This window comes from Vibrio sp. 10N.237.312.B06 (assembly GCF_041464685.1).
In the GTDB taxonomy this organism is placed as follows: Bacteria; Pseudomonadota; Gammaproteobacteria; order Enterobacterales; family Vibrionaceae; genus Vibrio; species Vibrio tasmaniensis_A.
In genome coordinates, this window is the sequence record NZ_JBFSPI010000001.1 from 21389 (window position 1) to 46315 (window position 24927).

A 24927-nucleotide genomic window follows, 5' to 3' on the forward strand; every position below is an offset into this window, starting at 1 on the left:
GTGAAGGAATCCCTATGGCTCTAGAAAGAACGTTCTCAATTGTTAAGCCGGATGCAGTTAAGCGTAACCTTGTCGGTGAAATCTACCACCGCATCGAAAAGGCAGGCCTAGAAATTATTGCTGCTAAAATGGTTCGTCTTACTGAAGAACAAGCAAGTGGCTTCTACGCAGAACACGAAGGCAAAGAATTCTTTCCGGCTCTTAAAGAGTTTATGACTTCTGGTCCTATCATGGTTCAAGTACTTGAAGGCGAAAACGCGATTGCTCGTTACCGTGAATTGATGGGCAAAACAAACCCAGAAGAAGCAGCATGCGGCACTATCCGTGCTGACTACGCTATCAGCATGCGTTACAACTCAGTACACGGCAGCGATAGCCCTGAATCTGCGGCTCGCGAAATCGAATTCTTCTTCCCAGAATCTGAAATTTGCCCGCGTCCAGCTGAATAAGCAGACAACAGCAAGTCTCAATAAAGGCTTCACTTCGGTGAAGCCTTTTTCGTTTCTGGTGAGCTCTAGTGTTTTTTCGGTAGTGACGAGGGAAGCTGTTGGGAGTCTCAGTGTGCTGTCGGAGATTCCAGATACCTCGTTCCTCGGTTCTGGAATGACGAACAAGTCGCGTTAGTTGTAAGGCTGCGAAGATAACGAGCAGCGTTAGTAGGAGGTCGGAGAGGGCGCGAGTATTAGGTGGTTAAAGCCCGTCATTCCCGAAAGCGACGGAGGAGCGTAATCGGGAATCTCTCTTTGAATTGGCCAAACTTAAGCAGGTAAATTTGGCTGTGTAAATTTTAATCACTTAAGTTTGAATGTCTTAGTAAACACAAGGTTTTACAGTGCTTGTTGAAGTTGCGTAAAGGCTGTACAATTCGCGCCCTTAATTATTGTTCCGTCATTGAGAGGCATCATGACCACAGCTAAAGTCAATCTACTCGATTTTGATCGTAAAGGTCTTCGTAAATTTTTCACAGAAGAACTGAATGAGAAAGCGTTTCGAGCAGAGCAAGTGATGAAGTGGATTTATCACTTCGGTGTCGATGACTTCGAACAAATGAACAACATCAACAAAAAGTTACGTGAGAAACTGCTGCATCGCTGTGAGATTGTTGCACCTATCGTTTCTGAAGCTCAGCACTCTGCGGATGGCACCATTAAATGGGCGATGAGCGTTGGTGACCAAGACGTTGAGACTGTATACATCCCAGATGGTGATCGTGCGACGCTATGTGTATCTTCGCAAGTAGGTTGTGCGCTTGAATGTAAATTCTGCTCTACGGCTCAACAAGGCTTCAACCGTAACCTGAAAGTTTCAGAGATCGTTGGTCAAATCTGGCGTGCAGCACGTGAAATCGGTTTAGAGAAAGAAACGGGTCGTCGTCCAATTACTAACGTCGTAATGATGGGTATGGGTGAACCTCTATTGAACATGAAGAACCTAATTCCATCATTGGAGCTGATGCTTGATGATCTGGGTTTCTCACTGTCTAAGCGTCGTGTAACAGTATCAACATCTGGTGTTGTTTCTGGTCTTGATCAGATGACAGATAACATCGATGTAGCTCTGGCGATTTCTCTACACGCACCAAACGATGCACTACGTAGCCAAATCATGCCAATCAACGACCGTTGGGATATCCAAGACTTCCTAGCATCGGTTCGTCGCTACATTGCTTCTTCAAATGCTAACCGCGGCAAAGTAACGGTTGAGTACGTTCTATTGGATCATGTGAATGATGATATGGACCACGCTCGTGAACTTGCTGAGCTAATGAAAGATACGCCTTGTAAGATCAACTTGATTCCATTTAACCCTTATCCGGGGTCGCCTTATAAGAAGCCAAGCAACTCTCGTATTGATCGCTTCCAAAAAACGCTGATGGAATACAACTACACAGTTACGGTTCGTAAAACTCGTGGTGATGATATTGATGCCGCATGTGGTCAGCTGGTTGGTGATGTTATTGATAGAACCAAGCGTACTAAAATGCTGAAAGCCGCCTCTGAAGCTAACTTGATCGCAGGTGATGTGATTCAAGTAAAAGCGGTTTAAATACCATTTAGATCTAAACAAGCCAGAAGGATTCCTTCTGGCTTGTTGCTTTTCTGGAAGGTGAATTTCCAATAATTGGATTTTTTCCCCATGCTTTCTTACATTTTTCGTCAAATTTTGGACAAAACCATGAGCTGACGGTAAATTTTGTTTAAAGTGTTTTTGCCTTGCAATGGCATTAGCTTATGATTAACTCATCTTAAATTAATTTAAGTGCTCGCTTGTTACCCGATAATCGTCAATGTGTCTATTTAGGTTGGCTACTTGATAAACTAGCTTCCTGAGAAGGTCATCCATAGTCAATGGGTGATGTTCGTCTTTAAGGGTTGATGATTTAGATAACAGGAAAAATTCCACATAAAGTGGGTTGTTAGATTGAGCTTAAACGACAATAAAAATGCTCTCATCAACCTGCGATAATACTTTAGAAGTTCACTCTCTATGAACACAGAACACGAAACACAAACAAAAGAAACTGTCGCTCCAGAAATCGAAGCGGGAACGCTGCTTAAAAATAAACGAGAATCTCTTGGTTTAACACAAAAGCAGATTTCTGATCGTTTAAAGCTGCGCGTTACGCTGATCCAACAAATTGAAGAAAACCAATTCGAGTCAGATCAAGTTGCCACCTTTATGCGTGGCTACATTCGTTCATACGCGAAATACGTCAATCTTGACGAAAAGGTCGTATTGAGCGCACTCCATCATGCTGGTGACGCTCAACATCAAGAACAAGAAATGTTGAGCTTTTCTCGTAAGACTAAAACCGAGAAGCACAACAGCCGTATTATGATCCTTACTTGGAGCATTTTTGCGGTAATTGCGGGTATCTCCTCACTGTGGTGGTGGCAGAACCAACAACAAGACACCCTATCTCAATCTTTAGCTAATACTGAAAGCTCAGAAGAGCTAGCTGTAGAAGAATCACTTGCCCCTGAATTCACCTCTTTAGAAGTGATTGAAGCTGAACAAAATGAAGAGGGTACTTCTGTAGTTGAAGATACTGATGACCTTGCTGCGATAAGCGATGCGGAAGATTCTGTTACTTCAACTGACGAAACTACTGCACAGCAAGCAACAGAGACAGAACCAACTGCTGAAGTTGCTGCTAATGCAGAAGCTGTTGAAGCAAGCACTGCGCCTGAAGCTGTGATTAACGAGTTAGTGATGCAGTTCTCTGCTGATTGCTGGATCCAAGTGAAAGATGCTTCGGGCAAAACCTTGTCGACTGGCATCAAAAAAGCAGGTCAGTCGTTAAATCTATCAGGAACTGCGCCATATAAAGTGATTCTAGGTGCGCCAGAGGGCGTATCGATGACATTTGCAAGTGAACCTGTCGACCTTTCTGGGTATACTTCAGGCAAAGTAGCTAGAATAACCTTACCTTAGAGTTAATATGCAACACGAATCTCCTATTATTCGTCGCAAATCAACCCGTATTTATGTGGGTGATGTGCCGATCGGTGATGGTGCACCAATTGCTGTGCAATCCATGACCAACACAAGAACAACAGATGTAGCCGCGACCGTTGCTCAAATTAGAGCTCTGGAAAAAGTTGGCGCTGATATCGTTCGCGTATCTGTACCGACTATGGATGCAGCTGAAGCCTTTAAGCTAATCAAGCAGCAGGTCTCTGTTCCTTTGGTTGCTGATATTCACTTCGACTACCGTATCGCACTTAAAGTGGCTGAATACGGCGTTGACTGTCTGCGTATCAACCCAGGTAACATCGGTAACGAAAGCCGCATTCGCTCTGTTGTGGATTGTGCTCGTGATATGAATATCCCGATTCGTATTGGTGTTAACGGCGGTTCTCTTGAAAAAGAGATCCAAGAGAAATACACAGAGCCTACAGCAGAAGCGCTTGTTGAATCTGCAATGCGTCACGTCGACATCCTAGACCGTTTGAACTTTGATCAATTTAAAGTCAGCGTTAAGGCGTCTGATGTATTCCTAGCCGTCGGTTCTTACCGTTTGCTTGCTAAGCAGATTGATCAACCTCTTCACCTTGGCATTACCGAAGCGGGTGGTGCGCGTGCAGGTTCTGTGAAGTCAGCGGTAGGTTTAGGCATGCTTCTCTCTGAAGGTATCGGCGATACGCTGCGTATCTCGTTAGCGGCTGATCCCGTTGAAGAGATCAAAGTTGGCTTTGATATTCTTAAATCTTTGCGCATTCGCTCGCGTGGCATCAACTTCATTGCGTGCCCGAGCTGTTCTCGTCAAGAGTTCGATGTTATTAACACCGTTAATGCCCTTGAAGAGCGCCTAGAAGACGTGATTACTCCAATGGATGTCTCAATCATCGGTTGTGTGGTTAATGGCCCTGGTGAAGCTGAAGTGTCTCACTTAGGTTTAGCCGGTAGTGCACGTAAGAGTGCCTTCTACGAAGACGGTAAGCGTCAGAAAGAGCGCTTCGACAACGATGATCTTGTCGACAAACTTGAAGCTAAGATTCGTGCAAAAGCATCAGTGCTTGATAAAGCAAATCGCATTGATGTAGAAAACTTAGAAGATTAATACAACGCGATGGGGTGTGATTGTCTATTCGCACTGATACCTGGTCGTGAGAAATTACGGAATAAATACTGTGGCTAAAAATATCCAAGCAATTCGAGGCATGAACGACTGCCTTCCAACTCAATCACCACTGTGGCAGAAAGTAGAAAGCGCAGTTAAAAGTGTGGTGAGCGCATACGGTTACAACGAAGTACGTATGCCTATCGTTGAAGAAACAAACCTATTTAGCCGTGCGGTTGGTGAAGAGACAGACGTTGTTTCTAAAGAGATGTACACCTTTGATGACCGCAATGGTGACAGTCTAACGCTGCGTCCAGAAGGTACAGCAGGTTGTGTACGTTCATGTATTCAAAACAGCCTTATCAACCGTGATGAACAGCGCCTATGGTACATGGGGCCAATGTTCCGTCATGAGCGCCCTCAAAAAGGTCGTTACCGTCAATTCCACCAATGTGGCGTTGAAGTGTTTGGTCTAGACGGTCCAGACGTAGACGCTGAACTTATTATGATGACAGCACATCTATGGCGTGAGCTAGGCATCGATAAACACGTTCGCTTAGAGCTGAACTCAATTGGTTCTCAAGAAGATCGCGTAAGCTACCGCACTGCGTTAGTGGCTTTCCTTGAGCAACACATTGATGTGCTAGATGAAGACTGTAAACGTCGTATGCACACCAACCCTCTACGCGTACTTGATACTAAGAACCCGGATGTTCAAGCTATCTTAGGTGACGCACCTCGACTATCTGAATATTTAGGTGAAGAATCGAAGCAACATTTTGCTGGTTTGTGTGAACTTCTTGACGCTGTTGGTATCGAATACCAAGTTAATGAGCGTCTAGTGCGTGGTCTAGATTACTACAACCGTACCGTATTTGAGTGGATCACTGACAGCCTTGGGGCTCAAGGTACAGTATGTGGCGGTGGCCGTTACGATGGTCTTGTTGAACAACTAGGCGGCAAAGCAACCAATGCGGTTGGCTTCGCTATGGGCTTAGAGCGTCTAGTTCTTATGATGGAAACGCTAGAGCTTACAGAAGTTCGCCGTAGCGTTGACGTATACATGGTTGCTGCTGGCGAAGGTACTATGATCGCGGGTATGCAGTTAGCGAATCAATTACGCGATAACGTTGAAGGCGTACGTGTGATGAGCCACTTCGGTGGTGGTAACTTCAAGAAGCAATTCAAACGAGCTGATAAAGTAGGTGCTGTTGTGGCGCTAGTACTTGGTGAGAACGAAGTTGCTGACAATACAGTTGTGCTAAAAGATTTGGTTGGTGGCGAGCAACAAACCGTGTCTCAAACGGAAGTTGCAGAGAAAGTTGCTGCGTTAATCTAAGCCATTGAGCAAACGCTCATAATGAATACTAACGTCAGCACTATGCTGGCGTTTAAAGAATTAAAGAGGACAGGAAGTGGAACTTTACGATAGCGAAGAGCAACAAGTTGAAGCCATTAAAGATTGGTGGAAAGAGAACGGTAAAGCCGTAATCTTTGGTGCGGTTATTGGTTTAGGTGGTCTATTCGGTTGGCGCTATTACCAAGACTCAGTCGTTGAAGCGCGTGAAGCAGCTTCAGAAAGCTACACCTCTGTAATTTCAGCTCTTGATACTAAGGGCGTTGATGCTCAATCTGATATTCAAGCTTTCATCGACGCAAACAAAGACGCTGAATATTCTGTTCTTGCTGCTATGCAATTAGCTAAAGCGCAAGTTCAAGCGGGTGACCTTGCAGCAGCACTTGAACAGCTTGAGTGGGCAAAATCGGCAACTAAGGACGCGGCATTAGCACCACTACTTACTTACCGTGTTGCTCGTATCAAAGCTGAGCAAGGTGAATTTGACGCAGCATTGACTGATCTTGAAGCGATGACTGACGAATCTTGGAGTGGCCGTGTTGCTGAACTGCGTGGTGATATCTCACTTCGTAAAGGCGACACAGATGCAGCTTACAGTGCTTACTCTGAAGCTCAACAAGCTGCTGATGCGAGCCAAACGCTTCAAATCAAACTTGACGACCTAGCTAAATAAGGCGCTTTGAATGAAGAAGATGTTTCCAAAAGCGGCGTTGTGTGCGGTTGCTCTTGGCCTGCTAGCGGGCTGTGCAAGTGAAGAAGACACCGTAATCATGGCACCAGTACCAACGGTAAACAGCGAGTTTACTCCTAGCCAGGAATGGTCTACGTCGGTTGGTGATGGTGTTGGTCACTACTTTTCAAAACTAACGCCAGAATTGGCTTACGACAAAGTATTTGTTGCAAGCCGTGAAGGTATGGTTAAAGCGCTTGACCCTGAAACAGGTAAAGAGCTTTGGAAAGTCGATCTTGAGAAAGAAGTACTGGCTCGTTTATCGGGTGGCTTAACGGCAGCTTACGGTAAGGTATTTGTTGGTTCTGAAAATGGCGAAGTGATCGCGCTGGATGAATCAACCGGTGAAGAGCTGTGGCGTGTATCAGTGAATGGTGAGGTGCTTGCATCCCCTGCAACTGAAAGCAACATGGTTATTGTTCATACCAGTCGTGGCATGTTGACCGCGTTAGATCAAGAAAGCGGTGAGCAAAAATGGACCATCAGTACAGAAGTACCAAGCCTAACACTTCGTGGCGATAGCTCACCTGTTGCGGTTTCAGGTGGTGTATTCTGGGGTACGGCAAATGGTCGTTTAGCCGCAGCTATCGTTGATCGTGGTCAGCTTATTTGGCAACAGCCAGTAGGTACGCCAAAAGGCGCAACGGAAATTGATCGTTTAGTTGATGTGGATGCATCTCCAATTGTTCTTGGTGGCACCCTGTATACCGTAGGTATCAATGGTCAGCTGATTGCTATCGATCTTCGTTCTGGTAAGCCAGTTTGGAAACGTAACTACTCGTCAGCGATTGATTTAGCAAGTGATGGCAGCCGTTTGTTCGTTGTGACTGACAAAGACCATGTGGTTGCGGTTGATGCGCGTAGTGGTACTGAACTTTGGAGCACTCCATTGTTAGAAAACCGCTTACTGACAGCTCCTGCTATTATTAATGGTTATGTAGTTGTTGGTGATACTGAAGGTTATCTGCACTGGTTAGATCGTTCATCGGGTGAGTTTGTTGCTCAACAGTTGGTCGATGATAGCGGCTTTGCGGTTGCGCCAATTGAAATGCCTGAAGGCTACTTAGTGACGACTCGCAATGGCGATGTAAAGAAACTAACGATTAGCCAATAAAAGCGTGATATAATTCACAGTCGGCTCCTGGTTGGTAACAGCTAGGAGCCGTTTTGTTGTTATAAATTAATAAACCGTGTGGTTATAGGTAAGAGTTTAAACTTGCGATCAAGTGCTTACCTATAACTACATTTAGAGAAGAAATTGTAGAGGTTGTTATGGTACCTGTTGTTGCTCTAGTAGGGCGTCCGAACGTAGGTAAATCTACGTTATTTAACCGATTGACTCGAACTCGTGATGCATTGGTTGCGGATTTCCCTGGCTTAACGCGTGACCGTAAATACGGTCATGCTCATTTTAGCGAGCATGACTTTATTGTTATCGACACTGGTGGTATCGACGGTACCGAAGAAGGTGTTGAAACTAAAATGGCTGAACAGTCGCTAGCGGCGATTGATGAAGCTGATGTCGTTCTATTTATGGTAGATGGCCGTGCGGGTCTAACACCTTCAGACGTAGCTATTGCTAAGCACCTTCGTCAACTAGAAAAGCCTTCAATGCTAGTAGTAAACAAGGTTGATGGTATCGACCCTGATGCTGCAAGTGCTGATTTCTGGCAACTAGGCGTAGAAGACATGTACCAAATCGCTGCAGCGCACGGTCGTGGTGTAACAGCGTTGATTGATCTTGCTCTAAACCCATTCGCTGAAGCGTTAAAAGCTGAGAGTGGCGAAGTAAGCGATTTGACTGAATTTGAAGACGAAGAAGAAGAGCAAGTTGATTTCACTGAAGAAGAAGCGGAAGAAGAATTCAAGCGCCTTCAAGATCAACCGATTAAGCTAGCGATCATTGGTCGTCCTAACGTAGGTAAATCAACACTAACTAACCGTATTCTTGGTGAAGAACGTGTTGTTGTTTACGATATGCCTGGTACAACTCGTGACTCTATCTACATTCCGATGCAGCGTGATGAGCGTGAATACGTTCTGATTGATACTGCGGGTGTTCGTCGCCGTAAAAATATCAATGAAACAGTTGAGAAGTTCTCAGTGGTTAAAACACTGAAAGCGATTGAAGATGCTAACGTTGTATTACTGCTTATCGATGCTCGCGAGAACATCTCAGATCAAGATCTAAGCTTGTTAGGCTTTGCGTTGAATGCAGGTCGTTCAATTGTTATTGCCGTAAACAAGTGGGATGGCCTAGATAACGACGTTAAAGATCGTGTTAAGAAAGAACTAGACCGTCGTTTAGGTTTCGTTGATTTCGCACGTATTCACTTTATCTCTGCACTTCACGGTACTGGTGTTGGTCACTTGTTTGAGTCTGTTCAAGAAGCTTATAAGTCAGCAACGACTCGTGTTGGTACTTCTGTACTTACTCGTATCATGAAGATGGCGACTGATGATCACCAACCACCTATGGTTCGTGGCCGTCGTGTTAAATTGAAATACGCGCACGCTGGTGGCTACAACCCACCGATTATCGTTATCCACGGTAACCAAGTACGTAACTTGCCAGATTCATACAAACGATTCTTGATGAACTACTACCGTCGTTCACTAGAAATTATGGGTACACCTATTCGCATTCAATTCCAGAACAGCGAGAACCCATTTGAAGCTAAGACTAACAAGCTGACAATTTCTCAAGAACGTAAACGTAAACGTATGATGAGCATGGTTAAAGGTCGTAAGTAAACCTTTCCAATAGATTTGATACCCGAGCCTGTCTCGGGTATTTTTTTAAGTAAAATTCACGTTATCTGATAATCGAGTCTTTGATTCCGTTATCAGCTAGCGACTTAGATTAGATTCCAAAAGAAGAATGATATGACCACTAGCGATTTGATTACACCAGCGTCAGCAATCACACCAACCATCACTCAATTTTGTCATCAAACTTGGCTGCTCAATGCAAAAGCGGTGTACGTTGAAAGTGACGACAGCAAAACTCACTTGATCACTGACGTGACACCTTTCCACCCAGTGAGTCATATTTGGCCCGATCACCCAGCAGACCGAGGTTTTGTCAGCGTAGGTGGTGAACAGTATATTGTTGAAGATTGCCTTGTTGGTGCAATAGAGCAATCTACTGGAAATCTTTATATTGCAGCAGATATCCCTGTTAAGCGTGATACGGAAGGGTGGGCGTTTGTGGTTGTCCACCAACTACCTGTATCAGCTTCTATGATTAACATTGGCGATGAAATTGAGTTGTCGGTTGATAAAGAGCACCAAGCCAGTTTGAGCCGCGGTCATAGTGCCGGACATATTGCTTTCTTAGCGTTGAATAAAGTATTGGCTGAGAGTTACTGGCGTAAAGATGCAGACAGAAAAGATCCATTCGGCAGCTATGACTTCAATAGCTACGCACAGGTGACTAGCTTTGTTACTCCAGAGTTGTGTACCGATAAGTATCGTTTAGGTAAAACCTTGAAGAAACGCGGTCTGAACGTTGCTGACATGCTAACGAACCTTGATGGCATTGAGGCCGACATCAACCAGATGATTGCAGGCTGGCTTGTTGAATCGACTCTTGTAACGATGAGACTAGAAGGTGAGGCGTTAACAGACTCTCGCTACTGGGAATGGCAGCTAGATGACGAGACTTTAGTGTCTATTCCGTGTGGTGGTACTCACATCGACAATACTTCAGAACTTAAGGCATTGTCGGTTAAGTTAACCCAATTAGATGACCAACATATCGAAATGCAGACGTGTGTCTCTCGATGATCTCAATTAAAGATAGAAAATAGATTGTTCTGCATTTTTGGTTTTATTGGTTTACTTCTAGTTATATATTCCATTGTAAATTGAAATGCAGTATATGTAACTTATGCTTTCGGTGTGTGGTGATATAAATATTCTTTTTGGGGTAGATCGCTGATCAAAGTAGATAAAGCAAAAGATCAACCTATGATCTTCGGTGGTGTGTTGTGGTAATTTAGTGTGTTAATATTGACCAGTATATAGGCTTGCATAAGAACAAGCTGTTCCCACCATATAATTGAAAGCTTTAGTGAATGAAACAACAATTTTTATTAGAAGGTCACCGAGCAGTAAACAGTTTGCTTCGAAAGCTTGCCCTTGGGTTGGATCGCAAAGAATTAAATCGTAAGATCATTCAACTCACCGAGCAGATTTTTGGTCAAAGGATGGCCTCTATACTATTGCTAAACCCCGAATCGAATACATTACATTTAGAATATGCTCCAAACTTGCCTGATTTTTATAACCAGCAGATAGAAGGGGTGGGGGTTGGTGCCGGAATTGGTTCCTGTGGCGAAGCGGCGGCACTTAAGAAAGCTGTCATGGTCTCCAATATTAATGCACACCCGAATTGGACTCCTTTCTTAGCCTTAACCAACCAGGCTAACCTTCATGCATGTTGGTCAGTGCCAATCATCTCTTCACATGGTCACGTATTGGGTACCTTCGCAATTTACAGTCAGTACATCTCTGAACCTCATGAGTTTGAACTTGAGATCTTAGAGTTATTGGCTTCTCTGTATTCAGTCGCGCTTGAGAAGTATGAGTTAGAGAATCAACTCAACTTTTTTGCCAATCGAGACTCTCTAACACACAGTTTGAATCGCCGAGCATTGCTGAGAGAAGCCGAGCAGGTGTTAACTAACCGCTGTTTTACTGAAAAAGTGATGGCATGCCTGTTTGTTGATGTCGATAAATTTAAGTCAATAAACGATACGTTTGGCCACAGCTTTGGTGATGATGTGTTGTTAGCCGTTGCAAAAGTGCTTGATGAGGCAACTACTGCCTGTGCCAAGATAGGGCGCTATGGGGGCGATGAGTTTGTCGTGTTCTCTTGCTTTGATGATCAAGAAAGTGTGCTGAACTTTTATCGAAGCTTAGAAAGAACCTTGGAACAAGCTCTCTATATCGATGGCACTCAGTTTTCTGTCAGCGTTGGACTTTCTTATGAGAAAGATCCTGAGTCATTGGAAGGCTTGATCGCACAAGCTGATAAGAACATGTACCAAATCAAGCAAGCTAAGTCTTAGCAGTAGTAGATTGTAAAAAAGTAGTGAGTTAGGAAATGCTAATGAGTGAAAATATCTGCCCTAAGTGCCAATCAGAGCTAGGTTGGGATGGAAAGTATCACTGTGAAAGTTGTCAGGCACACTTTACTAAGGTTGGGTTTTGCCCTGAGTGCAGCAGCCAACTTGAGAAGCTTCAAGCTTGTGGTGCAGCGAGCTATTTTTGTAATGGTGAGTGTAATGAGCTTAAATCTAAATCGAGAGTAAAGTTCGAATTCCAACCAGCGGAATAGCCTTAAATTATTTGGTTTGAACGACAATCGGTGATGTTATACCAGAGACTCAATACTAAAGTGTTGGGTCTTTTTTGTATCTAATGAACCTAGAGCTCGCTCTTGGCGACTCTTGTTGTCACTTGCGACTCAATCACACCGTCTTCAACTTGAGTGGTGATCACTTCGCCTACTTCGACGTCGTTAATCGATGACACGGTCTTGCTCGATGCTGAATGGGTAATACTGTAGCCACGTTTTAGGGTTGCTAATGGACTTACTGTTTCTAACTTCTCGGCAGCCATGGCTAGTTGGTGGCGAGTAGTTAGTAGTGTTTTATCCATTGCATCCAATAGCTTTTGCTCTGAACGTTGCAGATGCAGTTTCTGTTCACCAAGGCGTTTCACTGGCGAGTTCAGCTGAAGTTGGTGCTGCTTACGTTCAACACGCTGCGCATGCTGCTTTAGGTATTGAGTCATACCACGACGCAAACGCATGTCTAAGTCATCAAGCTGCTGACTCTGCTTTTGCAGTTGGTAGCTCGGGTGTTGTTTCTCTAAGCGGTATTTCAACGTTTGAGTTGATTGCGCTTGTTTGATTAACACATGACGAATCGCACTGACTAAGCGAGCACGTTTAGAGGCATAAGCTTGCTCTTTATGACTGTTGTCACGGCTAACCAATTCAGCGGCTGCAGATGGCGTTGGAGCTCGCATATCTGCGACGAAATCGGCGATAGTGACATCAACTTCGTGTCCAACGGCGCTGATAATCGGGATCTGACTTGCTGCAATGGTGCGAGCAACGATCTCGTTATTGAAACACCATAAGTCCTCTAATGAGCCGCCGCCACGGCCAACGATCAATACATCACACTCGTTACGCTCATTGGCACGCCCAATCGCTTGAGCGATCTGAATCGCCGCTTCTTCGCCTTGAACCATGGTTGGGTAAACCACAATAGGCAATGAAGGATCGCGTCTCTTGAGAACATCGAGAATATCGAAGAGGGCTGCGCCTGTTTTAGAGGTGATAACACCGACGCATTTAGGATGTTCTGGAAGAATTTGTTTACTGGACTGAGCAAATAAACCTTCCGCCGCCAAGTTCATCTTAAGTTTTTCAAACTCTTGCTGAAGCTTGCCGTCACCTTCTGGCTGCATGCTTTCGATGATCAGTTGATAGTCACCGCGTGGCTCATAAAGAGACAGACGCGCTTTAACTAGCACTTGATTACCGTTCTGAGGCTTAAAAGTCACACGACGGTTATTGCCACGAAACATAGCGCACTTAACTTGAGCGCGAGAGTCTTTAAGCGTGAGGTACCAGTGACCAGAGACAGGTGCAGAGAAATTTGAGATTTCACCAACGAGCCAGACTATTCCCATTTCGTTTTCTAATAGGAGACGAACCTCTGAATTGAGGCGAGAAACAGTAAAGATGTTTGGATTGGTCATAGAAGCGCTATCTATCCTTGAAGGAAGGTCTTTCTCTTGGAATCTCACTGGGCGTGAGTATGGAAGATAGCGGCAATATAATACATAGCAAGGGGGTAAATGCAAATTAAAAGTATAAAAATGTGTAGCCAAGCGATTTCGTTGGCCGTATAATCCGTCCGCAATATCTAATCCAAATGCAGTTTGATTTTCCTTAATTGGCTGCCCTCATTAGGCGAAACGATGAGATTGGATTGTTTCTTTTTACTCCTATTATTGTGAGATATTGCAAATGCTAAGAATTGCCAAAGAAGCGCTGACATTCGACGACGTACTGCTAGTGCCAGCACACTCCACCGTTCTCCCTAATACAGCTGATCTTCGCACTCAGTTGACGAAGAATATTTCCCTAAACATCCCAATGATCTCTGCATCGATGGATACTGTGACAGAAGCTCGCCTAGCGATTGCACTGGCACAAGAAGGCGGAATAGGCTTCATTCATAAGAACATGTCTATTGAACAACAAGCTGAAATGGTTCGCCAGGTTAAAATTTACGAAGCAGGTGTAGTTTCTCACCCTGTTACTGTAAACCCTGAAGCGACAATCGCTGATGTTGTAGCTCTTACTCAAAAACACGGCTTCGCCGGTTTCCCTGTTGTTACTGAAACAAACGAACTTGTTGGTATTATTACTGGCCGTGACGTTCGCTTTGTGACTGACCTTTCTAAGAAAGTTGACGTAGTAATGACGCCTAAAGCTCGCCTTGCTTCTGTTAAAGAAGGTGCAACTCGTGAAGAAGTTCAAGAGAAAATGCATGAAGCGCGCGTTGAAAAAGTTCTTGTTGTAAATGATGACTTCCAACTAACTGGAATGATCACTGCGAAAGATTTCCATAAAGCAGAACGTAAACCAAACGCTTGTAAAGATGAGCGCGGCAGCCTACGTGTAGGTGCAGCTGTTGGTGCTGGTGCTGGTAACGAAGAGCGCGTTGCTGCTCTTGTTGAAGCTGGCGTAGACGTTCTACTTATCGACTCTTCACATGGTCACTCTGAAGGCGTACTTAACCGTATCCGTGATACGCGTGCTGCATACCCTGATCTACAAATCATCGGTGGTAACGTAGCAACTGGCGCTGGCGCTCGTGCTCTTATCGAAGCGGGTGTTAGTGCGGTTAAAGTGGGCATCGGCCCGGGTTCAATCTGTACGACTCGCATCGTTACTGGTGTTGGTGTTCCTCAAGTAACAGCAATCGCAGACGCAGCTGAAGTAGCAAATGAATACGGTATCCCAGTAATCGCAGATGGCGGCATTCGCTTCTCTGGCGATATCTGTAAAGCTATCGTTGCTGGCGCATCTTGTGTGATGGTTGGTTCAATGTTCGCAGGTACTGAAGAAGCTCCGGGTGAAGTTATCCTTTATAACGGTCGTTCTTACAAGTCTTACCGTGGTATGGGTTCTCTTGGCGCTATGTCTCAAGGTTCTTCTGACCGTTACTTCCAATCTGATAACGCTGCAGACAAGCTTGTTCCAGAAGGTATTGAAGGTCGTATCGCATACAAAGGTCGTCTAAAAGAGATCGTTCACCAACAGATGGGCGGTTTACGCTCAAGCATGGGCCTAACGGGTTCTGCAACTGTTGAAGATATGCGTACTAAAGCTGAGTTTGTTCGTATCTCTGGTGCGGGCATGAAAGAATCTCACGTACACGATGTTCAAATCACGAAAGAAGCACCTAACTACCGTTTAGGTTAATAATACGTCCAAACGTTTGAATAATGTGCTGATTTAGTCGGCACATTAATATACCAATCGTAGTAAATAACTGATCATCCTAGCTTGTTAAAAACCTCGATAACTTCGTTAGAATTTTTGATTGTAGAATAACTACTTATCAGAACTCTTTGTTGAATAGAGCAGCCTTGTTCTCAAGCTTTTTTCCAGCGCTACTACTGAACACTTACTTACTGTGATTGGTATTATATCTACCGCCTGTTTTGCAGAAAGTCTGATTTTCTCAAAACACGAGGTTACAGATAACCAACGAAAACGTTTGCTTTATTTCTTGAAGAGTTAATCAGAGGTGAGTAAACTCGCCTCCGTTTTATCACATAGCCAATAAGACTGCTTACAATGACTAAAAATATTCATGACCAACGTATTCTAATTCTGGACTTCGGTTCTCAATACACACAGCTAGTAGCTCGTCGTATTCGTGAGATCGGTGTTTACTGTGAACTTTGGAGCTGGGACGTAGAAGAAGCGGATATTCGTGAATTCAATCCAGACGGTATCATCCTATCTGGTGGCCCTGAAAGTGTAACGGAAGATAATTCTCCACGTGCACCTCAGTACGTATTTGATTCAGGTGTTCCTGTCTTCGGTATCTGCTACGGCATGCAAACGATGGCTGAGCAACTTGGCGGTAAAGTAGCAACGTCTACTGAGCGTGAGTTCGGCTACGCGGCTGTACAAGTGACGGGTGAATCTGCACTTTTCGCCGACCTTGAGACAACTCAAGATGTTTGGATGAGCCATGGTGACAAAGTGGTTGAAATCCCTGCTGATTTCACAAAAATCGCAGAGACAGATACTTGCCCATACGCTGCAATGGCAAACGAAGAGAAGAAATACTACGGTGTTCAATTCCACCCAGAAGTAACGCACACTAAAAACGGCCTAAAAATGCTTGAGAACTTCGTTCTTAACGCGTGTGGTTGTGAAGGTCTGTGGACTTCAGCATCTATCATTGAAGATGCAGTTGCACGTATTAAAGAGCAAGTAGGTGACGACGAAGTTATCCTTGGTCTTTCTGGTGGTGTTGATTCATCAGTAGTCGCAATGCTTGCTCACCGCGCTATCGGCGACAAACTAACATGTGTATTTGTAGATAACGGCCTTCTTCGTTTAAACGAAGGTGAGCAGGTTATGGAGATGTTTGGTGACCAATTCGGCCTAAACATCATTAAAGTTGATGCGGAAGATCGTTTCCTTGACGCTCTGGAAGGCGAAGCTGAACCAGAAGCGAAACGTAAGATCATCGGTCACGTATTCGTAGATATCTTCGACGAAGAGTCTAAGAAACTGAAGAATGCTAAATGGCTTGCTCAGGGTACTATCTACCCAGACGTAATCGAGTCTGCAGCATCTAAGACAGGTAAAGCACACGTAATCAAATCTCACCACAACGTTGGTGGCCTTCCTGATGATATGGAAATGGGCCTTGTTGAGCCTCTACGTGAGCTGTTTAAAGATGAAGTACGTAAGATCGGCCTAGAGCTTGGTCTTCCATACAACATGCTTTACCGCCACCCATTCCCAGGTCCAGGTCTAGGTGTTCGTGTACTTGGTGAAGTGAAGAAAGAGTACTGTGATTTACTGCGTCGTGCTGATGCTATCTTCATTGAAGAGCTTCACGCTGCCGATCTTTACCACAAAGTATCTCAAGCATTCACGGTATTCCTACCAGTGCGTTCAGTTGGCGTAATGGGCGATGGCCGTAAGTACGATTGGGTTGTATCTCTACGTGCCGTAGAAACTATCGACTTTATGACTGCTCACTGGGCACACCTACCATACGACTTCCTAGGTAAGGTATCTAACCGTATTATCAACGAAGTTAACGGCATTTCACGTGTTGTTTACGATATTTCTGGTAAGCCACCAGCAACTATCGAGTGGGAATAATCTCTTAGAGATTTAACCAGTTTTGATTAAGATCTTAAGCCTCGAACTTTGTTCGAGGCTTTTTTCTTTTTATTTAGGAGATTAAGGATTTACATCTACAACGAGCAACCAAATCCGTTGGAAGTTAGATATCACCTCAAGAAACAATGAGACGTTTTGTTGTGTTGAAGGATACATAAAAGTGTCACTCGCACTTTTTATAAATTCACATGGTAACGACTAGCTCATTTCCCATGCGCCACATACTCTTTGATGGACTTATTAAGGACAGATAAGAGAATCCATCATGTTAAAAATCAAATATTTGGCGACAGTAGTTGGCTGCACTTTAGCAGCACACAGTTACGCGTCTTTGAACATTCAACCTGATCCGCAAAACCCGAATGGCTACCTTGTTGAAAAGTCGGCATTACAAGCTGCTGAACAAGCGAAAACATCCGATCCTATGTATGCGATCTGGTCACAAGCATTACAAACTCGTCCCAATAGTATTGTTGAAGCGATTGAGCCGGGTTTAACCTCGAATCCTGAAAACGTGAAACGAGTCGAGCGTGTATTCCCTCAATCTGAATGGGACTTCCTCACTCAGATGGCAGCACCAGAGTACACTTATACTCGCTTCTTACGCGCGATTGGAAAATTCCCAGCCTTCTGTGGAGAGTACACTGATGGTCGAGATTCAGACGCCATCTGTAAAAAATCCATCATCACGGCCTTTGCTCATTTCGCTCAAGAAACAGGTGGGCACATCGCAATAGATAACACCTCTGATAACCCATTAGCTCTAGAAGAGTGGCAGCAAGCGCTGGTGCATGTTCGTGAAATGGGTTGGTCTGAAGGCCAAGAGGGTTACACCACCGGTTGTGGCCAGAACGATTGGCAGAATGCACGATGGCCATGTGCGGCAGGTCAGGGTTATTTTGGACGTGGTGCTAAACAGCTTTCTTACCATTTTAACTACGGTGCGTTCTCGGAAGTGATGTTCGATGGTGATGCGACGGTTCTATTGAATAACCCAGGTTTGGTTGCTGATTCATGGTTGAACTTGGCTTCTGCTATCTGGTTCTTCCTTACACCTCAAGCTCCTAAACCAGCAATGCTGCACGTTATTGACCGCACTTGGACACCCTCTCAGCGTGAGTTGGATGCGGGAATTGGCTATGGGTTTGGTACCACAATCAACGTAATTAATGGTGGTATCGAGTGTGGTGAGCAGAACAAAGACAAAGGCCAACCAGTTAACCGAATTCGTTATTGGGAAGGGTTAGCTGCGCATTATCTGATCCCTGTAGAAGCGGATGAAGCCAATACATGCTGGCAGCAAACGCCTTATGGAAGCTTGAACTTGAATGGTGCGACTGATGTGTTGTACACCAACTGGGATGGTAACTGGAAATACTACGCAGACCGCCCAGAAGGCTATTCATTTGAGTGTGAGCTTGTTGGTTTCCAAACCGCTTATTCAGCCTTGGTGGCCGGAGATTATGAGAAGTGTGTGACCAATTTTTATGGATCACATGCGAGTTGGCCTGAAGTGAAAGTGGTCGATAAGCTTGATCCGGTTGACCCTGGTACTAACCCCGGAGGTAACGGTTGGAGTGCGAGTAAAGTTTACAATGCTGGCGACCAAGTCACTCACAACGGTGCGACTTACCAAGCTAAATGGTGGACTCAAGGGGATGATCCTGCCAATGGCGGCCCTTGGAAATTTGTAGCGGGTGAACCAACACCACCCGTAGTGACAGATCCGCCTGTCGTTGTTGATCCATCGGTGTTTATCACATGGCAAGCGGGTGTTAGCCAAGTGAGCAATGGCGACAAGGTGACACATAATGGCAAGTGCTTCGTAGCTAAAAACGGTCCAGGTGTCTGGGAAAGCCCTGTTCAATCGAACTGGTTCTGGGATGAAATTAGCTGTAAATAATTAAACTAAGCAAGCCTCTGTTATAAGAGGCTTGCTTGTTCAGTGACAGTTATACGACACTTCCCTTACTTTCTATTACAGTAGTGCTTTCCATTTATCGATAAACTGTGTTCGTGAATAATTTGATTACAGGGCAATTAAAATGAAGTTAAAGCTATCTATTCTTGCGTTATTGGTAACTGGAGTTACTGGGTGTAACAGTACGCCGCAGTCAGGTCTCGAGCAAAGTTTGGGATGGGGTAATTATGGCAGTTTGAGTTTTGAAACGAGCTCTGAAGGTATTGTTGCTCAGCGTTATCAAGTCTTAAAAAGTCCTGTAGGCCAAATCACATCTATTGAGGAACAAGGTAACCAAATCCATGTTATTCAAACACTTGAAGGCGCTTTAATTAAAGGTGTCGATAGTACAGGCATTATGAATTACGAAGGCTGTATGGAGTCTGTTGGGGAAGTTGATGCTGCTGTTAATGCATACCCGTCAATCGTTCAATTCTTATTAAAGCAAGCTGCGCCTCAAGGTCCTAATTCTGTATCAACATCATTACCTTTCACTGTCTCAGAGTCAGCCAATAACGCTCAAATTTACATTGGTGAAGCAACTTCTGTAGAAATTGAAGGTGAAAGCTATCCTATCGGTCCTATGATCGAACTTTCTGCGCCGTGGGGGGCATCTGGCCAAATCACATCTGTCGATGCGACAACCTTTGAGTTTTCATATTTTACGACCAACGATGGGCACAAAGATACGGTTGATATCCGTGGTGCATGGAGCCAAAGTATGGGCCCGATGGATAAGTTTAACCAAGAACCTTCGGGAGAGTGGTTAGCGTGTGTAAAGCCCGAGGTTCAAGCGGTCTTGATGGAACTAAGCCCTAAACGAGTTGGCGAGATACTTGAAATCATCACGAAAGCCGAACTGGCGAACGATGCAATCTAAGATTGCGATTTAGCGATCTATCTTTTTATGCCGTTCGGATTAAAATTTGCGTACAAATTTTATTAACTTTTTTTAAAGGCGCGCAAAATGTCAACAAAACTGGCGAACCCGGCACCACTTGGCCTAATGGGTTTCGGTATGACTACTATACTTCTTAATATCCATAACGCAGGTTTCTTTCCAATCGATTCAATGATTCTTGCTATGGGTATTTTTTACGGTGGTCTAAGCCAAGTTATCGTGGGCACAATGTGTTTCAAACGTGGTGACACGTTCGGTACAACTGCGTTTACTTCTTACGGTCTATTCTGGTTATCTTTAGTTGGTTTAATCGTAATGCCTTACATGGGCCTACCAGCAAGTCCAGCAGCGTTTATGGGTTGGTACCTACTACTATGGGGCATCTTTACTGGCTTCATGTTCATTGGTTCTCTATGCTACCCAGTAGCGAAACAAGTAGTATTCGGTTCACTTACTATTTTGTTCTTCCTACTTGCCGCTCGTGACTTCACAGGCAGCGAACTGATCGGTACTATCGCTGGTTTTGAAGGTATCTTCTGTGGTGCGTCAGCTATCTACTTTGCAATGGCACAAGTAATCAACAACGAATATGGCCGCACAGTACTGCCAATCGGTGAGAAAAAAGCGCCTCAAATGACGGCTCAAGAGATCGCTGCTTAACGCTCTAGCTTGGGAACAGTTAGTTTGTTATAAGCAGTCAGTTCGTTATAAGTAATGAGCTCGTTATAAACTGCGATTTTTATGAACAAAACAAAAGGGGTTAGCCGAAATGGCTAACCCCTTTTTTATGCGTTATTAATAGCGCGAGTTAAAGCGATCTATTTGCTAAGTCAAGCTTAAGCTGAAGGTTGCTCTACAGGTTTACTGTCTGCAACTTCAGATTCAGGAGACTTGCCTGTTTTTCGCTTGTACTTCTCTTCCCAGTAAGTTGCACCTTTAATGCCTAGTTTTACAGGGTTGAATGTGTACTCAGTCACACCTTGTTTCTGTTGTTCTTCGTAGTCTGCTAAAGCCTTAAGCGCAGGCTTAGACATGAAGAAGATGATCAGAATACCAACGATGTTTAACCATGCCATCAAGCCAACACCCACATCACCCATTGCCCATGCAAGGTTCGCTGTTTTAACGGTGCCATAGAAAACTGCAGTGATAAGAACAAGCTTAAGTACGAACATCATGCCAGGGATCTTGATGGTACGACGTAGGTAAGCAATATTCGTTTCTGCGATGTAGTAGTAAGCAAGAATCGTTGTAAATGCGAAGAAGAACAGAGCAAATGCGATGAACGGCTTACCAATGCCTGGCAGTGCACTTTCAATAGCAAGCTGTGTAAATACAGGACCATTCGCACCGATGTTTGCTGCTAGGTTCTGAACAAGGAATACACCTTCAGCGCCGCCGTGAACGTTGTAAGCACCAGTGATGATGATCATGAACGCTGTAGCAGAACATACTAGAAGAGTATCAATGTAGATAGAGAACGCTTGAACCAAACCTTGCTGAGCTGGGTGATCAACACTTGCCGCAGCTGCCGCGTGAGGACCCGTACCTTGACCTGCTTCGTTTGAGTAAACACCACGTTTAACACCCCAACCGATTGCAGCACCAAAGCCAGCCATAGGAGTGAATGCATCACCCAGAATCATTCCGAAAACAACAGGAACTTGGCTGATGTTTAGTAGGATGATAACGAATGCGATGATGATGTAAGCCAACGCCATGAATGGAACGACAATTTGTGTGAAGTTCGCGATACGTTTAACACCACCAAAGATGATGAAAGCAAGGATGATAGCAACAACAGTACCAGTGAAAATTTTAGCGAAACTGAATGTACCGATAGCTGTTTCAATCATATCACCTGAGCCAAATGCAGCTTCTACAGCATTACCTATACTGTTTGACTGAACACCTGGAAGCAAAATACCACATGCAAAAATAGTCGCGATAGCGAAGATCCATGCGTACCACTTCTGACCCATTGCTTTTTCAATGTAGTAAGCCGGACCACCACGGAACTGGCCTTCATCTTCTTCTTTATAGATTTGCGCCAGCGTAGATTCTGCGTAAGCAGTCGCCGCGCCAAAGAAAGCTACCACCCACATCCAGAATACTGCACCTGGGCCACCGAAACCGATAGCGGCAGCAACACCTGCAATGTTACCTGTACCTACACGGCCAGATAGCGAAACGGCAAGAGCTTGGAAAGACGAGATGCCTTTTGATGAGCTTTTACCCGAAAGTAGCAAGCGCCACATTTCAAAGAAGTGACGGATTTGAACAAATCGAGTCATGATGGAGTAGAACAAACCTGCACCTAAACATAGGTAGATAAGTACTGGGCTCCAGATTATTCCATTCAAAAAATCAACGAACGACTGCATGAGTATTTTCCCTGTTAGTTTTGCTTATGATTGTTTTTCGAACAACACAATACTTCACTTGTAACCCGAGTGTTAAATTATTTAACTGCGCATTGGGATTACTGTGACATAAAGCAAGTTATAGAGGGTATTTGTTAATGCTTAGTGCTAATTCGATAATCGTTCCATTTAACTTGTTATGCAACAGGTTGTTTTGCCTGGTGTTTTGCAAAGTGAATAAATAGTGATTAATACAAAAGGGTGGGGAGGTGCGCAGAAGAAGGGTAGGTGTGCACAAGAGACTAAATTGCGTAAAACAGCGGTGAAAATTGCTTAGCATGAACGTCTGATATATGAGTGGTGAGATGAATTTGATTGGAATATATCACCTGCATCGAGTGATCTCGCAGGCCTAAGAAACTGTGCCTTTGAAGGCTCGATAATTCTGGCCTTCATGTTTACTGAGTGAAAGTAGCTAGTTTGATGCCTGTTTCAAACAACCACGAACCCTCGCGCCTGTAATTCTTTAGCGAACTCAGACTGAGTATTTGGCTCACCGTGAATCAAATGCACCTCTTTCGGTGGAGTCGCGATGCCCTCTATAAATCGATTGAGATCCTCTTTATCGACTTGAGGCGGTTAACGATTTTCTTGTGCATTCTATGTCCATCAACCGTAATGCACTGCTCAAAAGCGAGTGGGTGACGTTTCAGTTCAAGACGCTGCTTTGCTTCTTGCCCCCATAACTCTTTAAAGCGTCGGTAGGATCGCGTCACCTTTTCTGCCATAGGCGAATCGAGGATGATAGGAATATCGCTGCTGAGTTGATGCTCAAAAATTAGGTGTTCGATATCAAATAGTAGTTCCTGTGTTCGACCGATGCTAAAAGCCGGAATTAGAATAACGCCGCCATCGAGTAACGAACGATCAATGATTGATTTGAGGCGTTCAGAGCGTGAAGCAATATCGTCGTGCGTGCTAGTGCCGTAAGTCGACTCAATAAACAGATAGTCGGCTTGTTGTGGTGGTTTAGGATCCGGCAGCAGTGGCGTGTTACTAGGGCCCAAGTCGCCTGAAAAGACCACTACTTCTTGGTTGGGTAACTTAATCTCTATATAGGCCGAACCTAAGATATGCCCTGCAGGTTGAAAACGAGCATACAGAGTATTTGGCCTATGATGATCCTTTCCGTTGTTTTGTTGTGTGGACGTGATGGGAAACCAATCTCCGTAAGGCTTGGGAGCAATCAACGAATGAATTTTTTTAAGGATGAGTTTAGATTGTTTATGACTGAGCCCTTGCAGTTTTAGGCCGTCTTCAATCATTAAAGGAGCGAGTTCAGCCGTCGCCTGAGTGCAATAAATCGGTTGGTTAAAGCCACTGGCGAGTAACCAAGGTAATCGACCAATATGATCAATGTGGGTATGGGTCAGCAGCAGAGCGTTGAGGTGGGAAGTTTCAAATTCAATATCAAGAGAACGTGCATCCGAACCTTGAAAAAGGCCACAGTCGATGAGCACCGCTTGGCCTGAATCTCTTAGTTCGTGACAAGATCCTGTGACAGTATGTTTTCCGCCATGGTGAATCACTTCCATCGTTTACTCCCATTGCTCTTTAAAGCCATTAACGCCTGTTTTTATTTTGCGGATAAGCGCCAGCAAGTAAAACAAGAACAATGAGAGTTGCGATCGTTGAGTGTCTTTTTAAGTAACTGAGCGATGACTCAGTGGGTTCGTTGCGAGTTAGCTCGTAGAAGAACGGTCTGAATCCAGCTCTGGGTTTTTCTGTGCTTCTAAACGAGCCACTTCGGCATCTAATTGTGCGATTTTTTCAGCCATCAAGGCATGGCAGCGATTCGCTAACTCTCTTGCGTCGCTGAGCTTGTATCCAGAGACATCTATAGGCTCCAGCATCTCGGTGATCACAATGCCATTATTAACTCGGTTGAGGTTAATTTTATTGTGCGTGGTACTGGTACACATCGGGGTGATAGGCACACCGGCTTCAATCGCCATTCGGAAAGCGCCCGTCTTGAATGGCAGTAGTCCACGCCCTTTACTGCGCGTTCCTTCAGGGTAAACCCAAACCGACAGATCTCGCTGGTGAATCGCTTCCGCCACTTGCTTGATGGTATCGCGTGCTTTGGACTTGTCTTCGCGGTTAATTAAAATATTACCGGTGATCCAATACAGCAGGCCAAAGAAGGGCACGTACAACAAATCGCGTTTGCCTAAAGAAACCGTGCGAGGCCTTAACATCCCTGGGGCGGTCACAAAGTCCAACACGCTTTGGTGGTTAGATATGTAGACGCTCTTTTCTGGTGTCGGCGCATTATCTAGGCCTCTCTGTAGGATCTTTACCCCAACGAGTTTTTGTAATTGGTTGAACCAACGGCAAAAAACGTACACATGCTTTGGGTTTTTTGGGCTAAACAAGCAGTAACCAAAAGCACATAGAGTGGTGAAAATAATAAACACCGTCGCCAAAATAATACGAAGAACAGCAAGCACAATTCACTCCTTACTCACGACAAGATTGCAGTGATTAAATAGTTTTAGATGCTTGAAGTTTTCACTCTATTTAA

At 44.5% G+C, this 24927-nt stretch carries 19 protein-coding genes and 1 pseudogene; 16 read left to right on the top strand and 4 right to left on the bottom strand.

Going from position 1 to position 24927, the window contains the following annotated elements:
- Positions 1-14: 14 nt before the first annotated feature.
- From ndk to AB6C75_RS00160, 11 genes are all read left to right on the top strand, one after another.
- Positions 15-449, top strand: a complete 435-nt coding sequence (gene ndk, locus AB6C75_RS00110) for a nucleoside-diphosphate kinase (RefSeq protein ID WP_010440533.1) — start codon at positions 15-17, stop codon at positions 447-449.
- 454 nt (positions 450-903) lie between these two features.
- On the top strand, positions 904-2046 hold the full coding sequence (locus AB6C75_RS00115; protein ID WP_009848292.1) for a bifunctional tRNA (adenosine(37)-C2)-methyltransferase TrmG/ribosomal RNA large subunit methyltransferase RlmN: 1143 nt from the start codon (positions 904-906) through the stop codon (positions 2044-2046).
- A 441-nt stretch (positions 2047-2487) separates the two neighbouring features.
- On the top strand, positions 2488-3435 hold the full coding sequence (gene rodZ, locus AB6C75_RS00120; RefSeq protein WP_371695573.1) for a cytoskeleton protein RodZ: 948 nt from the start codon (positions 2488-2490) through the stop codon (positions 3433-3435).
- A 7-nt stretch (positions 3436-3442) separates the two neighbouring features.
- Positions 3443-4564 (top strand): flavodoxin-dependent (E)-4-hydroxy-3-methylbut-2-enyl-diphosphate synthase, encoded by a 1122-nt coding sequence (ispG, locus tag AB6C75_RS00125; RefSeq protein ID WP_009848294.1) that lies wholly within the window; start codon positions 3443-3445, stop codon positions 4562-4564.
- A gap of 70 nt (positions 4565-4634) precedes the next feature.
- On the top strand, positions 4635-5903 hold the full coding sequence (gene hisS, locus AB6C75_RS00130; RefSeq protein ID WP_372106310.1) for a histidine--tRNA ligase: 1269 nt from the start codon (positions 4635-4637) through the stop codon (positions 5901-5903).
- A gap of 76 nt (positions 5904-5979) precedes the next feature.
- Positions 5980-6594, top strand: coding sequence for a YfgM family protein (locus tag AB6C75_RS00135; RefSeq protein WP_372106311.1), 615 nt, complete (start codon positions 5980-5982; stop codon positions 6592-6594).
- 10 nt (positions 6595-6604) lie between these two features.
- Positions 6605-7765: an outer membrane protein assembly factor BamB gene (bamB, locus tag AB6C75_RS00140; protein ID WP_372106312.1), complete on the top strand. Its 1161-nt coding sequence runs from the start codon at positions 6605-6607 to the stop codon at positions 7763-7765.
- Between the two features lie 158 nt (positions 7766-7923).
- Positions 7924-9405 carry a ribosome biogenesis GTPase Der gene (gene der / locus AB6C75_RS00145; RefSeq protein ID WP_372106314.1) on the top strand — a complete coding sequence of 494 codons (1482 nt, stop codon included), beginning with the start codon at positions 7924-7926 and terminating at the stop codon, positions 9403-9405.
- A gap of 132 nt (positions 9406-9537) precedes the next feature.
- Positions 9538-10440, top strand: coding sequence for an alanyl-tRNA editing protein (locus AB6C75_RS00150; protein ID WP_371695574.1), 903 nt, complete (start codon positions 9538-9540; stop codon positions 10438-10440).
- A 290-nt stretch (positions 10441-10730) separates the two neighbouring features.
- Positions 10731-11726, top strand: coding sequence for a sensor domain-containing diguanylate cyclase (locus tag AB6C75_RS00155; RefSeq protein WP_009848300.1), 996 nt, complete (start codon positions 10731-10733; stop codon positions 11724-11726).
- A gap of 41 nt (positions 11727-11767) precedes the next feature.
- On the top strand, positions 11768-11995 hold the full coding sequence (locus tag AB6C75_RS00160) for a zinc ribbon domain-containing protein (protein ID WP_017099592.1): 228 nt from the start codon (positions 11768-11770) through the stop codon (positions 11993-11995).
- 89 nt (positions 11996-12084) lie between these two features.
- Here AB6C75_RS00160 and xseA read toward each other — a convergent pair whose 3' ends face one another.
- Entirely contained in the window at positions 12085-13431 is a 1347-nt protein-coding gene (gene xseA / locus AB6C75_RS00165; protein ID WP_372106316.1) for an exodeoxyribonuclease VII large subunit, read from the bottom strand.
- A gap of 271 nt (positions 13432-13702) precedes the next feature.
- Here xseA and guaB point away from each other — a divergent pair, with 271 nt between their 5' ends.
- The 5 genes from guaB (at position 13703) to AB6C75_RS00190 (ending at position 20640) form a co-directional block, all read left to right on the top strand.
- Positions 13703-15166, top strand: coding sequence for an IMP dehydrogenase (gene guaB / locus AB6C75_RS00170; RefSeq protein WP_135444999.1), 1464 nt, complete (start codon positions 13703-13705; stop codon positions 15164-15166).
- Between the two features lie 378 nt (positions 15167-15544).
- Positions 15545-17098, top strand: a complete 1554-nt coding sequence (guaA, locus tag AB6C75_RS00175) for a glutamine-hydrolyzing GMP synthase (RefSeq protein ID WP_017098065.1) — start codon at positions 15545-15547, stop codon at positions 17096-17098.
- A 286-nt stretch (positions 17099-17384) separates the two neighbouring features.
- Positions 17385-19022, top strand: coding sequence for a chitinase (locus AB6C75_RS00180; protein ID WP_372106318.1), 1638 nt, complete (start codon positions 17385-17387; stop codon positions 19020-19022).
- A 142-nt stretch (positions 19023-19164) separates the two neighbouring features.
- Complete coding sequence (locus AB6C75_RS00185; RefSeq protein WP_009848305.1) at positions 19165-19959, top strand: hypothetical protein; 795 nt, start codon at positions 19165-19167, stop codon at positions 19957-19959.
- Positions 19960-20046: 87 nt separating this feature from the next.
- Positions 20047-20640, top strand: coding sequence for an acetate uptake transporter (locus AB6C75_RS00190; RefSeq protein WP_009848306.1), 594 nt, complete (start codon positions 20047-20049; stop codon positions 20638-20640).
- Positions 20641-20816: 176 nt separating this feature from the next.
- On the opposite strand, the gene AB6C75_RS00195 is transcribed toward AB6C75_RS00190, so the two are convergent.
- The 3 genes and pseudogenes from AB6C75_RS00195 to AB6C75_RS00205 form a co-directional block, all read right to left on the bottom strand.
- Positions 20817-22364, bottom strand: a complete 1548-nt coding sequence (locus AB6C75_RS00195) for a sodium:alanine symporter family protein (RefSeq protein WP_102556377.1) — start codon at positions 22362-22364, stop codon at positions 20817-20819.
- A gap of 471 nt (positions 22365-22835) precedes the next feature.
- A pseudogene (locus AB6C75_RS00200) lies at positions 22836-23938 on the bottom strand (MBL fold metallo-hydrolase).
- 147 nt (positions 23939-24085) lie between these two features.
- Positions 24086-24853 (bottom strand): 1-acylglycerol-3-phosphate O-acyltransferase, encoded by a 768-nt coding sequence (locus AB6C75_RS00205; RefSeq protein WP_102258219.1) that lies wholly within the window; start codon positions 24851-24853, stop codon positions 24086-24088.
- Positions 24854-24927 lie beyond the last annotated feature (74 nt).

Excerpts from the sequence above, each read along its gene's own strand:
- ndk (WP_010440533.1), top strand. The coding sequence starts at position 15 with ATGGCTCTAGAAAGAACGTTCTCAATTGTTAAGCCGGATGCAGTTAAG.
- AB6C75_RS00115 (WP_009848292.1), top strand. The coding sequence starts at position 904 with ATGACCACAGCTAAAGTCAATCTACTCGATTTTGATCGTAAAGGTCTT.
- rodZ (WP_371695573.1), top strand. The coding sequence starts at position 2,488 with ATGAACACAGAACACGAAACACAAACAAAAGAAACTGTCGCTCCAGAA.
- ispG (WP_009848294.1), top strand. The coding sequence starts at position 3,443 with ATGCAACACGAATCTCCTATTATTCGTCGCAAATCAACCCGTATTTAT.
- bamB (WP_372106312.1), top strand. The coding sequence starts at position 6,605 with ATGAAGAAGATGTTTCCAAAAGCGGCGTTGTGTGCGGTTGCTCTTGGC.
- der (WP_372106314.1), top strand. The coding sequence starts at position 7,924 with ATGGTACCTGTTGTTGCTCTAGTAGGGCGTCCGAACGTAGGTAAATCT.
- AB6C75_RS00150 (WP_371695574.1), top strand. The coding sequence starts at position 9,538 with ATGACCACTAGCGATTTGATTACACCAGCGTCAGCAATCACACCAACC.
- AB6C75_RS00155 (WP_009848300.1), top strand. The coding sequence starts at position 10,731 with ATGAAACAACAATTTTTATTAGAAGGTCACCGAGCAGTAAACAGTTTG.
- AB6C75_RS00160 (WP_017099592.1), top strand. The coding sequence starts at position 11,768 with ATGAGTGAAAATATCTGCCCTAAGTGCCAATCAGAGCTAGGTTGGGAT.
- xseA (WP_372106316.1), bottom strand. The coding sequence starts at position 13,431 with ATGACCAATCCAAACATCTTTACTGTTTCTCGCCTCAATTCAGAGGTT.
- guaB (WP_135444999.1), top strand. The coding sequence starts at position 13,703 with ATGCTAAGAATTGCCAAAGAAGCGCTGACATTCGACGACGTACTGCTA.
- guaA (WP_017098065.1), top strand. The coding sequence starts at position 15,545 with ATGACTAAAAATATTCATGACCAACGTATTCTAATTCTGGACTTCGGT.
- AB6C75_RS00180 (WP_372106318.1), top strand. The coding sequence starts at position 17,385 with ATGTTAAAAATCAAATATTTGGCGACAGTAGTTGGCTGCACTTTAGCA.
- AB6C75_RS00185 (WP_009848305.1), top strand. The coding sequence starts at position 19,165 with ATGAAGTTAAAGCTATCTATTCTTGCGTTATTGGTAACTGGAGTTACT.
- AB6C75_RS00190 (WP_009848306.1), top strand. The coding sequence starts at position 20,047 with ATGTCAACAAAACTGGCGAACCCGGCACCACTTGGCCTAATGGGTTTC.
- AB6C75_RS00195 (WP_102556377.1), bottom strand. The coding sequence starts at position 22,364 with ATGCAGTCGTTCGTTGATTTTTTGAATGGAATAATCTGGAGCCCAGTA.